Source organism: Piscinibacter defluvii (assembly GCF_004011805.1).
GTDB classification, from domain to species: domain Bacteria; phylum Pseudomonadota; class Gammaproteobacteria; order Burkholderiales; family Burkholderiaceae_C; genus Piscinibacter; species Piscinibacter defluvii.
On sequence record NZ_ML137197.1, the window covers coordinates 220,794 to 232,626 of the forward strand.

Below are 11,833 nucleotides of genomic sequence, written 5' to 3' on the forward strand. Positions count from 1 at the left end.
TCATCCCGTGTAGCGCTGCAGCAGCGCCTGCTGTGCACCCGGCCCGTCGCTGCCGGCGCGCTCGTACTGGCCGTCGGGCAGCAGCGTCCAGGCGTCCAGCCGGTCGTGCAGATACGGCACCAGGCATTCGTCGATCACGCGCTGGCGCAGCGCGGCGTCGCGCACCGGCCAGGCGATCTCGATGCGGCGGAACATGTTGCGGCTCATCCAGTCGGCGCTCGACAGGTACAGCACCTCGTCCTCCTCGCGCTCGCCCCAGCGGAAGTAGAGCACGCGGGTGTGCTCCAGGAAACGGCCGACCACGGAGCGCACGCGGATGCGCTCGGTCGCCCCGGGCAGGCCGGGCGGCAGCTGGCAGGCCCCGCGCACGATCAGGTCGATGCTCGCGCCGGCCTGCGCCGCACGCACCAGCTTCTCGATCAGCTGCAGGTCGGTCAACGCGTTCACCTTGGCGACGATGCGTGCCGGCCGCCCGGCGCGCGCCGCCGCGCCGACCCGCTCGATCAGCTGGCCGATGCGCCGGTGCAGCGTGAACGGCGCCTGCAGGAAGGCGCGCATCGGGCGCGTGCGGGTCTGGCTGGCGAGCTGCTGGAACACCGCCTCGGCATCGCCGGTCAGGTCGGGATCGGCGGTGAGGTAGCCGACGTCGGTGTACATCCGCGCGGTCTTGGGGTTGTAGTTGCCGGTCGAAAGATGCGCGTAGCGGCGCAGCTGCGCGCCCTCGCGGCGCGTCACCAGCAGCAGCTTGGCATGGGTCTTCAGGCCGACGATGCCGTACACCACCTGCGCGCCGACGGCCTCCAGCCGCTCGGCCCAGTTGATGTTGGCCTCCTCGTCGAAGCGTGCCTTCAGCTCGACGACCGCCATCACCTCCTTGCCGCGCCGCGCCGCCTCGATCAGCGCCTCCATCAGCGGGCTCTCGCTGCCGGTGCGGTAGATGGTCTGCCGGATCGCCAGCACGTCGGGGTCGGCCACCGCCTCGCGCAGGAACTGCACCACCGGCTCGAAGCTCTCGAACGGGTGGTGCAGCAGCACATCGCGCTCGCGCAGCGCCGCGAAGACCGAACCCTCGCGCGGCAACGCCGCGCGCGGCCAGGCCGGCTCGTGCGCCGGGAAGCGCAACGCCACCGACGCGGCCGACTCGTCCGCCTGGTCGATCAGCTGGTTCAGGCGCACCAGGTTGACCGGCCCGTTGACCTTGTAGAGCGCCGCCTCGGGCAGGTCGAACTGCTGCAGCAGGAACTCGTACAGCTCGGCCGGGCAGCTCTTCACCACCTCCAGGCGCAGCGCCTGGCCGAAGTGGCGCGTCGTCAGGCCGGTGCGCAGCGCCTGGCGCAGGTTGGTGACGTCGTCCTCGTCGACCTCGAGGTCGGAGTCGCGCGTGACGCGGAACTGCGAGAAGGCCTCCACCTCGCGGCCCGGGAACAGCTCGCCCAGGTGGGCGCGGATCACGCTGGTCAGCAGCACGAAGGCCTGCTGCCCAGGCGCCAGTTCGTCGGGCAGGCGGATCACGCGCGGCAGCACCCTCGGCACCTTGACGATGGCGATGCCGTTGGCGCGCCCGAACGCATCGCGGCCCGACAGCCGGGCGATGAAGTTGAGCGACTTGTTGGCCACCATCGGGAACGGGTGCGAGGGGTCGAGCCCGATCGGCACCAGCAGCGGCCGCACCTGGCGCTGGAAGAAGTCGTCCACCCAGCGCCGCTGCGCCGCGTCGCGGTCGGCGTGGTTGAGGATCACGATGCCCGCGCGCTGCAGCGCCGGCATCACCTCGTCGTTGAAGACCGCGTACTGGTCGTCGATCAGCCGGTGCGCCTCGACCGCCACCGACTGCAGGTCGCGCGTCGAGACCCCCGCGCCGCCCTCGCGGTGCGCCTCCAGCACGTCGGCGAAGCGCACCTCGAAGAACTCGTCCAGGTTGGACGAGACGATGCACACGTAGCGCAGCCGCTCCAGCAGGGGCACGTCGGCGCGCTGCGCCTGCGCCAGCACGCGGCGGTTGAACGCGAGGATGGCACGCTCGCGGTTCAGCAGCCGCGGCAGCGCGGGCGCGAGGGCGGGCTCGGCGCCCGTCTCGGCCCCGGACGGGGGAGCCAGCTCGTTCATCGCCTCAGTGTATGAAGCTTTTGCGACAGCGGCATGACAGCCGCCGCCCGCGAACGATGGCGCGCGATCGCGCCGGACCGACCCCGCCCGCCCTGGCGATCGACTCAGAAGAACAGGATCGCGCCGATCGCCACGCCGTTCATGCGGGCCTTGTCGCCGGCGAAGGTCTTCGACTCCGTGCGGCTCAGTTCACCGACCACCGTCACGCTGTCGGTCAGCTTGTAGTAGGCGCCGCCGGTCAGGTTGGTGTTGTCGCGCAGGTCGGTGCCGGCACCCTCCTTGATGCGGCTGCGGCCGTGGCTCAGGCCGAGCTTGAGGCCCGACGTGACCTGGTAGGTGCCCTGCAGCAGCAGGTTGGTCTGCTTCAGCTCGCCGGAGTCGCCGTCGGACAGCACGCCCAGGCCCTTGCCGCTCTGCAGGTTCACCAGCAGCCCGAAGTCGCCGAAGGCGGCGCTGCCGCCGAGCTCGACGCCGCTCATCGTGAAGCCGTCGCCGGCGTCCTTGAACTTCTGCTGCTTGCCGGTGCCCCACAGCTTGAAGCCGTTGCCGGCGTACTGGAGCTGCGCCTGCACCTGCGGCGTGTCGTCCGCCTCGGCGACGCCGGTGGCGGCATCCACCGGGCTCATCAGCGCCAGCGTGCCGGTGAACCCGCCCATCGAGGGCGTCGTGTACGCCATCTGGCCGTAGTGGCCGAGGTAGGTGTAGCCCGCACCGATGTGGCCCAGCGTCACGCGGTTGCGCTGCGTCGCGTTCACGGTGGCGCCGGCGCCCAGCAGCGTCATGTCGGCGAGGATCGCGTTCTTGCCGAAGAAGCCGTAGTCGCGCCCGAGCTTGAAGCTGCCGACGTCGGCGCGGCCGAGCGTCATGTAGCCCTGGCGCACGTCGACGTTGTTGTTGTTGCTGATCGCGTCGGCGCTCGAGACCGCGGCGCCGATCATCAGGTTGGCGCCCACGTCCCAGCCGTTCTGCTGCGACTTGGCGCCGACGGTCAGCGCGTTGGGCAGCAGGCCGTTGCCGATCACCGTGCTCTTCTCGTTGCCGCCGCAACCCAGTGCCTGCGAGGCCAGCGCGAGGCCCGAACCGGTGAAGGTCTGCGCGCCCGAGCAGCTCGAGTGCGTGTAGTAGGCATTGATGAAGCCGCCGACCGAGAGGTCCCAGGCGCCGGCCTTGAAGTCGGCAGCGAAGGCGGTCATCGTCGGGGCGAGCAGGGCCAGGCCCGCCGCGGCACGGCGTGCAGTGATCGTGATCATCGGTGTCTCCGAAGTGGATGCGTGGTTCGGCGCGAGCGCGCCGCGGCGCCTCGGGCGCAATCGACATGCCACGCCACCGATGGCGGGCGCTGGAGCAGCCCGCTGCGCCGCGGCGAATCAGGTGACGCTTCAGCGCGCAACGTTCGTGGCGCGGCGGCGCAGGGTCGCCCCGGAGATGCGCCACCCGCGCGGTACACGGCCCCGCGCTAACCCTGCGCCGCGGCGCAGCGGGGGCTGCGCCCGGCTGTTACACGCAGCTCTTCATCGCCCACTTCACCTTGCAGGCCATGCGGTGGCAGGTCATCTTGGTTCAAACGCGCGGCAACGTCCCTCGTCAAGACGTGGCCCGAGCCGGTCGCGACGTACCGCGCTAAGCGGGCGGTGAATCACATCACCTCGAAGTTGTGCCACGCTTCTCTTTCCGGCAGACAGCTCGACTTCGGGCGGTTGAAGTTGCTCACGCCGGCCTCTGTCCGCGGTCACGGTGTCAGGGGCTGGACCGCTTCCTCGTCAATCGATCCTTCTGACACGACTTCGATGCCATCGGGGATGCGCGCTTCGGCAGCACCCTCGGCATCAGGTGCTGGTGCGGTCGTCTGCAGCTCGTAGCAGAACCGCGGCTTGTCCTTGGGCACAGGGGCCGTGGTTTCCCCACTAGCCGCATCGCTGTCGACGTTGGGCAACCCATCCTCTGCAAGTGGTGACGCCATCCGTGGTCCGTGTACCTCTGATGTCCGCGCAGTCTGATCGTCGAACGACGCGATCACCTCCTGATCAACGCGACCGCCGCATGCAGTGAGTGCCACGCAATCCGCGATCAACACCCACGACAGGACCCATCGGCCGACAACCATTGCCGTAGACGAGGCGCATTCGCGCCGCGTGGAGGCAGGGCAGCGTGCAAACGCAAATGGTGAAGCTGGTGGCATGGGTCGATGTCTCCGAACAAGGCATTGCCGCCGCCGCTGCGCGAATGCCGCAATGCGGCGGCTCTACGGAATGACGGCGGCGCTGCAGCGGCGCTTCAGTAGTGAACGGCCACGCCGGCGATGAAGTTCCCGGGGTTGTTCGGATCCACGTCGATCAGATTCATGATCTGCCGGTCGGGAGCTACTTGAAAGCGCAGCGTCCAGCCGCAGCCAACGCCGCAGGTCAACCCAGCGGTTCCAGCGCCGTTGGTGTTCATCGACAGGATCTTGAAGGTCTGCCCGCTAACCACGCTGGTGCCGCACTGGCCGTGCGTTGTGAGGGTTGCCGTGCCGGAGCCAGCGTTGTTCATGCTGATGGCTACGTGCATCGCGGAGTGCCCACAGCCCGTAAGGCCGTTCAGAGTTGCAATCCACGGGCCCTGCAGATCGGCAAAGGTGATTTGGCCCACGCCGGCCATGCTGCTCGCAGGCAGCGTGGAAGCAAAGCAAACGATTCCGGCGATGGCGACTGCGTGGCGGAACGATTGGCGGATCATGTTCATGAGTACCCCAGAGAGTGGAGATGAAGGGACAGGTGATGAAGGTTTGCGTCTACGCCGCGGGATTGGATCTACGTGTTCATTGCTTGCCTCCCTTTGACGCTGTTTGCAGCTTGCTTGTGACGCGACCGGACGAAGCCATGGGCTTCCACCTCGCTAGCGCGCGCAGCGGAAGCCGGTCGCGTTGTCCCGCGACGATGGCGTGTGAGTCGCTTCGAGCGCGAAGGCGCCGGCTCCAGTGCGACCCGTCCAGCTGCCGCCGCGCGCAATGCCTGCAGGCATCGCGTCCGGCGCTGACTGGATTGGTTCAGCCGACTGCGGTGCATCCAGATGGAAGGCTTCATTGATGCCATTGATTGCATCGGTGCCGTACTCCTTGGTCGAGAGCAGATACAGTGCCGGCGCAAACAGGTTGCTGACGGTGGACGGATTGATTCCGGGACCCTGGATCCAGTCGGCCACCCACTCCTGTAGGTTGCCCACCATGTCGTGCGCGCCCCATCGCGAGAAACAGGTGCTGGCCTGGCCCGCGGGCAGCACTCCGCCGGTGTTGGTGTTGCACTGGACGACGCCGTCACCGGCCAATCCCGGGTCCGGTGTTCCGGCCGCGGCCATCTGCCACTCGGCGTTCGTCAACAACCGCTTCCCTGAAAGTGCACACGCTTGTTGCGCCTGGAACCAGGTCAGGAAGGCCGCCGGGTAGGCCCCCTGAACAGACGCTGCATACAGTGGTCGAGTCCAGTTCCCGTTCGTTGGGAACCAACTAGGGTAGCGCGGACTGGATTTCGGATACTGGTTGCCCTTGCCCCCGGCCTGATCCCACACCGAAGCCTCGAACTTGTCGACGCATATCGGACCGACGCGAACCATTTCGTCGCTGCTGCTATTCCCCGCACAGGCTGGCAGCGCCTGAGCCACTGCGTCGCCGCCGGCCATCGCCGTGACGATGGCGCACAGCAGGGTGAGGATGCCTCCAGCACCAGATGACGTCGGCCGGGTGTGATTGATCTCGAAGTCATGCGAATTCATGAGAGTTCTCCTGATGTCATTGAGCTGAATATGGACAGGCCTCTGCGTGCCGATCGATTCACGTACGGTGAATTCGTTGTATTCGATGGCCAGCGTTCCCCGAACGAAGAGTGCGGACCTCCTCGCTAGGCTCCCAGCGTCCGGTGTCGGCCGACTGAGAATTGCTGATGAAGGCGAATGAAGGGGGCGGCAAGCTACGACCGCAGGCAATACTCATGGCGTGGCACCTCAGATTGGCGTCTTGACCGTGACCCGCGGCCCCAAGGATTGCGCCGCGGCTGGGACCTACTGTCCGCTCGTCAATCCCGACGAGTCCTCAATCACGATCAATCGAACCTGAAGGGTTCTGAAACGTCGGTTTGAAAGGGCCGAGATTCGCCCTGCGATCTTGGCCGCCCCGAGTCAATCAGTTCATTGCGAAAGGGCCTGCGACACCGACTGCACGCACAGTGGTCAGCGTTTCATCGCCCCGACCGAGACAACCGGGGACCTAGCGCTGTCGCCATAGGTGGAGGAAAGATAGTCAGTGCGAGGCGCTTGGCTTCGGCATCGTCAATTGACCCGGCCGTTGCGCGAAGGCACGCTGCAGCTTCCATTCCGAGTGCTTCTGAATTGATCGCCATCGCCCGGGCCACTGCGACTGCCTCGTTTCCCTCTCGCCGGTACTGGAGTTTCGTCCACCACGCGTCAGAGCTTCCGACGAGGCGGCAAGAGTCCTCGAAGTGCTGCCTTTGAGCCGCCAGAAGCCCCAGGTGATCCAGCACGGCCCCGATCCGCTGGTATGCCCACCCAAGCTCGATCGCCTCGAAGCTCAGGACCACCGCACGCTCCAGTTCTCCGGCGGCGACAAGTGCCCCGAGGAGATTGGTGACTCCCGTCGCCAAGCTCGCTGTTCGACCCTGGGCGCGCGCGTCGGCAACGCATTCGGAACCCAAGCGCACGGCCTCACGGGCGTCGCCACACATCAAGGTGGCGTCGGCAACGTTCAGGCGAGCATTCAGTGCCTGGGTCGGTGACCCGGAGCGCAGCGCATAGTTCAACTCCGCCGAAGACCAGCGCAGCCGTTCGGGTGCGTCGTCGCGCAATGCGGCCACAAAGGTGCGGTGGATTGCTCCGAACCAGAGCAATCGCGCCGGCCAGGCAGGGTCCTCGACGACATTGGCTTCCGTCAATGCCGCAGCGGCCTCGCGGTTGCTACCGGACACTGTGGCATGGAGCGCCTTGGCCAGCAAAGCGCGATACAGCAGCCTTGCATCGGAGAGGGTCCGAGCACATTCGACTGCATGCCGCGCAGCATTGAGCTTGGCAACGCCGCCCAGCGGGGCGAACACGGCGAAGAGGGAGGAAACCGCTAGATCGATGCGAATCGCGGCGCCGGGGGTCACAGAACTCGCCAGCGGATGCGCAAGTTTCAGTCGCGGCTCCAGCGCCTGCACGAGTTCACGCAATTCGTCGAGTCGGTAGAGGGCGTCGAGCGTTTGCGCCGCGGCGCTCGAATCTCTAACAGCACAAGCCCAGCCGAATGCCGCGTGCAAGTCATCGTATTCCGGCGCATAGCGCCCGAGCCAATCGTCGTCGGGCGTTATCCAGTACTGTTCCTCGGCTGCCGAGCCGAGCGCGGCCATGACATGCATATGCTTGCCGCGTGTCGACTCCACCTCGCCGTGCTTGACGAGTTCCGCACCGGCATATAGCCGCATCGTCTCCAGCAATCGATAGCGCGGTGGGTCGCTGCCGTCGACCTGAATGAGCGAACGTTCCACGAGAATGGCCATCGCCTCGGCAACATCCCAAGCGTCGATCGCATGATCAGTTGCCACCTGTTGCGCCGATTCCAGTACGAAACTGCCTGAGAAGACGGTCAGTCGACGCAAGACGATTTGTTCGGCGGGGCAGAGCAGCGAATGGCTCCAGTCCAGCGCCGCATACAAGGTCTGTTGTCGTGCAGGTGCTTGTCGCAGCCCCGATCTCAACCACTCTAGTCGCTCGCATACGCCGCGCTGAAGAGCGGCGAAACCAACCCGCGGAAGCCGAGCCGCAGCCATTTCGATTGCCAGCGGGATGCCGTCGAGCTGACGGCACATATCGATGGCCGCGGGAAGCACCTCGTCTCCAATCGTGAAGCGCACTTCCGTTGCTTGAGCACGCCGTTCGAGCAATGCCAAAGCGCCACAGCGGCGAGCTTCGTCCGGCGGCGCGCCAGCCGGCGGCAACAGCAGCGGCCCGAGCTGATACACCCGCTCGCCCGTGACACGCAGCGGCTCCTGCGATGTGGTCAACAGGTGCAGTCTTTCCGTTGCCTGCAGTATGGAAGAAGCGATCTGCGCCGCGCGCTCGACCAGGTGCTCGCAATTGTCGAGAATGATCAGGGTGTCGTGCGTTTCCAGTGCCTGAGCTAGGTGTGATGCCTCGTCTCCGCCGCCGAGCTGCAGGCGCGCCGCGGCGGCGACGGCAGGGACGACTTCTCCAGGAGCCGAGAGAGCCGCCAGGTCAACCCACCAGACCCCATCCAGAAAGCGCTTCAGCAGCGTACGCCCCAGTGCCTGCGCGAGCGAAGTCTTGCCCATGCCACCGGCGCCGGTGAGGGTGACCAAGCGATTCGAGTCCACCAGCCGGCTGAGGACCTCGAGGTCATCTCCACGGCCCACCAGCGCCTCGGCGGCCAACGGCAAGTTGGTCAGTCGCCTTTGGACGGGTGCTGCTGGAGTTTCGGAAGGCGGCGCCGCTGCCGTGACCGCTGCATCACTGAGAGTAAACCGGTACCCACGACCCGGAATGGTCGCTATGGCGCTTTGCCCGAGCTTCCCGCGCAGAGTGGAAATCTGCACCTGGAGGTTGTTCTCCTCTACCACCAGCCCAGGCCAGACCCTCGCAATCAATTCTCGCTTGCTCACCACCCGGTGGCGCTCCTCGATCAGCGCCCCCAGCAGGTCGATGGCACGTGAGCCCAGTTCGAGCGCCTTGCCGTGGAGCAGCGCGGCCCGCTGAGCCGGCCTCCATTCGAGACCGCCAAGCCGCAGTGTCGGCTCGCTAGATTCCTGCCCGGCATGCGGCAAGGTCTCGTCGACCACCTCGACGCTGGCTGCAAAGCGGTAGCCGAGCCCGGGCGCGGTGACAATCGCCGCCTGCCCAAGGATGCGGCGCAACGTCGACACCTGGGTGGCGAGATTGTTCTCTTCCACGTCCAAGCTCGGCCAGACGCGTTCGAGCAGTTCCTGCTTGGACAGCAGGCGATCGCGTCCCTCGATCAACGCCAGCAGCAATTCGAAGGCGCGCGCACCGACGTTGACGGCGGCGGCCTCCCGTCGGAGCAATCGCTCGGTGGGGCAAACCTCGAATTCGCCGAATCGATAGCGCTGAGTCACGCAACAGGTTCCGGGACTGGCCTTGGTCGGATTGTGATCGATGCGTGGTGATTTCAGGACGTTTCAGCGACGATTGAACGCGCTTGAAGACGCCATCAGGCTCCGACACCGAAAGTACTCCCCAGCCGAGATGCATCGACCCCGATGCGGCGGTCCGTGCAAGGAGTCACTGTGAAGCCGAGCCTGTTGCGCCGCCTAGTCGGCATCGTCGCCTCCGGGACCATCACCTATGGCCTGTTCTCTGCGGTCGTGTCCCTTGCCGAACCGCCGGCAGGAGTTCAGTCCGCCAAGTGCGATGCCGGGCCGTCAAGCACGACGCTGGCCGTTGCCGTCCAGTCGAAGTGACCCTGAGTCGCGTCCCATCCGGTCCAGAGCTTGAGCAAGGAACCACCATGAACGTCGGTTCAGTTCAACGCCACACCTTCGCCTCTCCCGGTCCACTCGCATTCGACTGCACATTGCTTCTTTGCGCCTGCGGCGGCGGTGGCGGTGGCGGTGGCGGTGGCGGCCAAGAACCGGAAGATCCTGACGACACGCATCAGCCACCCTCGTGCATTAGCGGCATGGATCCGATGGCTGCCGGTCGGGCCCGCCCTATGGCCGAACTTGCGGTGCAGCCTTTCGCCTGCGACGGCCTGAATCCCGGCGTGCTCGATCAACCAGGTCCGTCAATGCCTGCCGTGCCCAGGCCGAGCTGAGCGAAATCGACGCGGACTCGACGTCTCAGCAATCACTTGACCAAGCCCCCAATGGCGGCCCCCATGAGACTGATCTACTTCAAGCGAGCCTGCACGCGCACGGGCGCGAGCGCAGTGAGCCATGTCGAATCGGCGATCCCGCCGCCGGGTGCTCACTTGGCGACCCCACGGCGCGGCTATGTGCATCACGGAATCCATGTCGGGAACGGGAAAGTCATCCACTACGCAGGCTTCAGTGGGACTTGGCGGCGCGGCCCGGTGCAGGAAACCACCCTTGATCGCTTCTGTCGCGGCCGCGGCATGGAAACGTTAGCTTGGCCGCCATCCTCGTTCGCCGTCGAGGAGATCGTGAATCGCGCGCGTTCGCGGCTCGGCGAAGCCGAGTACAGCATCTGGTCGAACAACTGCGAGCACTTCTGTGAATGGTGTGGCTCGGGTGTCAGCCGCAGCCGGCAGGTCGAAGTTTGGCGCGAGCGCTTCGCCTACGCGCTGGCGTGGATGGGCGGATGGATGCCGCTGTCCCGACCTGCACCACGCCTGAATGTGTGACGGTGCCACCGTCGCTCCGAAGGCAGCGGCACCAGGACGCATTCGATTCATACAAAGGAACCAATCATGATGAACCTGCCAATGCACCGGTTCCAGACTCTGGAACTACATCTCGTGAATCCCTCGGATTCCCGCTGGATGTTGGAATCTATCGTCCGATTTCGTTCTCGCGTGTATGCACAGCGGGGCGCATTGCGGTCGGGCGACTTAGCGTTGGACGAAGCCGACCTGACGGCATGGCACTTGATAGCCGCAGATGGCGAACGATTGCTGGGCTGCATCCGCTTTCATGTGTTCGACATCTGTGAACTGGAGCGCTTCCCTGCCGCAGCGCTTGCCAACAGCCGCTGCATCTTTTCCGAAGGTGATCGCCGTCGCTGCGTGGAGGCGATCGCGGGCTATGCCAGCACGCGTTGGGCTTCGGTTGGCGGCCCGATGGTTCAAGCCGGTGGCTTAGCTGTGGACGGCGCGGTGCGCAGAAGCGGGATCGCGGCGGCTCTATGCATGGCGGGGAATGCGCTAATTCGATTCGTTGGCGCATCGTGCGGACTAGTCTTCGCGGCCGTTGAATCCGGTAGCGCGGACATTGGGCGGCGATTGGGTTGCTCTCCGATTCGAAGTTCACCCGGTCCGCTCGAACCTCTGATTGATAGATTCCACGACAGCCAGGTGTCTGTCATGTCAATCGATCCTCGCGCCGTTACTCCCGAAGTTGATGCGCAGATCGATGAGATCGGCTTCAGCCTTCGTCGGGAGTTCGTGAAGCTGGAGGCGGCATATGGTTGACATGCACTGGTTGTTGGGGATGGCGTCCCTGATCTCCATGACGTTCATTTTCCTGGCCTCGATGCTCACCTTCTTTCGTCGGCGCCCGGGCTCAAGTTCGCTTCGCTTGCTGCTGGTCGCTGGCATGACGATTGGACTAGGGGTCATCTATGGGCGGCTATTCCAGCTTGAATCGGTCGACGGGCTCTCCCTTGGGATCGGGTGTGCACTGTTTGCTCTTGCACAGGGCACGTTCTGGGCGGCCGTGGTTGCCCATGGAGCTAACAGACCGTCGGCAGCATTCGCAGACCGCGCGCCCAAGACGTTGGTCACCGCCGGCCCGTATGGCCTGATTCGTCATCCGTTCTACGTGGCATATGTGCTTGGCTTTGCAGGCGGCGCCGCACTGACGGGTGAAGTCTGGACTTGGGCGGTGCCATTGTGGATGGGGTGCCTCTACGCCGTAGCTGCTCGGCAAGAGGAACGATTGATTCTCCGCAGTTCGCTTGGCACCGCGTATCGTCAGTACAAGAATCAAGTTGCTGCGGCCGTGCCGCGCTGGGGCGCTTGGCGACGGCGGTAGGTCCGCTGACAGTGATGTTC

General features: G+C 65.5%; 10 protein-coding genes. 4 read left to right on the forward strand and 6 right to left on the reverse strand.

The genetic code is table 11. The annotated features are described in order from the left end of the window. The 6 genes from ppk1 to D9C15_RS04820 form a co-directional block, all read right to left on the reverse strand. Positions 1 to 2,106, reverse strand: a complete 2,106-nt coding sequence (gene ppk1 / locus D9C15_RS04795; protein ID WP_127996303.1) for a polyphosphate kinase 1 — start codon at positions 2,104 to 2,106, stop codon at positions 1 to 3. A 104-nt stretch (positions 2,107 to 2,210) separates the two neighbouring features. Further along, positions 2,211 to 3,356 carry a porin gene (locus tag D9C15_RS04800; RefSeq protein WP_127996304.1) on the reverse strand — a complete coding sequence of 382 codons (1,146 nt, stop codon included), beginning with the start codon at positions 3,354 to 3,356 and terminating at the stop codon, positions 2,211 to 2,213. A 479-nt stretch (positions 3,357 to 3,835) separates the two neighbouring features. Continuing rightward, entirely contained in the window at positions 3,836 to 4,039 is a 204-nt protein-coding gene (locus tag D9C15_RS04805; RefSeq protein ID WP_127996305.1) for a hypothetical protein, read from the reverse strand. Positions 4,040 to 4,380: 341 nt separating this feature from the next. Next, positions 4,381 to 4,827: a hypothetical protein gene (locus D9C15_RS04810; RefSeq protein ID WP_127996306.1), complete on the reverse strand. Its 447-nt coding sequence runs from the start codon at positions 4,825 to 4,827 to the stop codon at positions 4,381 to 4,383. Positions 4,828 to 4,980: 153 nt separating this feature from the next. Continuing rightward, on the reverse strand, positions 4,981 to 5,853 hold the full coding sequence (locus tag D9C15_RS04815) for a formylglycine-generating enzyme family protein (RefSeq protein ID WP_127996307.1): 873 nt from the start codon (positions 5,851 to 5,853) through the stop codon (positions 4,981 to 4,983). 461 nt (positions 5,854 to 6,314) lie between these two features. Next, positions 6,315 to 9,218: an ATP-binding protein gene (locus D9C15_RS04820; protein WP_127996308.1), complete on the reverse strand. Its 2,904-nt coding sequence runs from the start codon at positions 9,216 to 9,218 to the stop codon at positions 6,315 to 6,317. A gap of 171 nt (positions 9,219 to 9,389) precedes the next feature. Between D9C15_RS04820 and D9C15_RS33320 the strand changes: the two genes are divergently transcribed. The 4 genes from D9C15_RS33320 (at position 9,390) to D9C15_RS04835 (ending at position 11,813) form a co-directional block, all read left to right on the forward strand. Beyond that, a complete protein-coding gene (locus D9C15_RS33320; RefSeq protein WP_164886645.1) occupies positions 9,390 to 9,563 on the forward strand; it encodes a hypothetical protein in 174 nt (57 codons plus the stop codon). Positions 9,564 to 9,979: 416 nt separating this feature from the next. After that, complete coding sequence (locus D9C15_RS04825; protein ID WP_164886646.1) at positions 9,980 to 10,465, forward strand: lecithin retinol acyltransferase family protein; 486 nt, start codon at positions 9,980 to 9,982, stop codon at positions 10,463 to 10,465. A gap of 66 nt (positions 10,466 to 10,531) precedes the next feature. Further along, a complete protein-coding gene (locus D9C15_RS04830) occupies positions 10,532 to 11,251 on the forward strand; it encodes a GNAT family N-acetyltransferase (RefSeq protein WP_127996310.1) in 720 nt (239 codons plus the stop codon). Further along, positions 11,244 to 11,813 carry a methyltransferase family protein gene (locus D9C15_RS04835; RefSeq protein WP_127996311.1) on the forward strand — a complete coding sequence of 190 codons (570 nt, stop codon included), beginning with the start codon at positions 11,244 to 11,246 and terminating at the stop codon, positions 11,811 to 11,813. Before D9C15_RS04830 ends, D9C15_RS04835 begins: the two co-directional genes overlap by 8 nt. Positions 11,814 to 11,833: the final 20 nt, after the last annotated feature.

Bases quoted from the DNA above. Each gene is read 5' to 3' on its own strand.
- ppk1 (WP_127996303.1), bottom strand. From the start codon at position 2,106: ATGAACGAGCTGGCTCCCCCGTCCGGGGCCGAGACGGGCGCCGAGCCC.
- D9C15_RS04800 (WP_127996304.1), bottom strand. From the start codon at position 3,356: ATGATCACGATCACTGCACGCCGTGCCGCGGCGGGCCTGGCCCTGCTC.
- D9C15_RS04810 (WP_127996306.1), bottom strand. From the start codon at position 4,827: ATGAACATGATCCGCCAATCGTTCCGCCACGCAGTCGCCATCGCCGGA.
- D9C15_RS04815 (WP_127996307.1), bottom strand. From the start codon at position 5,853: ATGAATTCGCATGACTTCGAGATCAATCACACCCGGCCGACGTCATCT.
- D9C15_RS04825 (WP_164886646.1), top strand. From the start codon at position 9,980: ATGAGACTGATCTACTTCAAGCGAGCCTGCACGCGCACGGGCGCGAGC.
- D9C15_RS04830 (WP_127996310.1), top strand. From the start codon at position 10,532: ATGATGAACCTGCCAATGCACCGGTTCCAGACTCTGGAACTACATCTC.
- D9C15_RS04835 (WP_127996311.1), top strand. From the start codon at position 11,244: ATGGTTGACATGCACTGGTTGTTGGGGATGGCGTCCCTGATCTCCATG.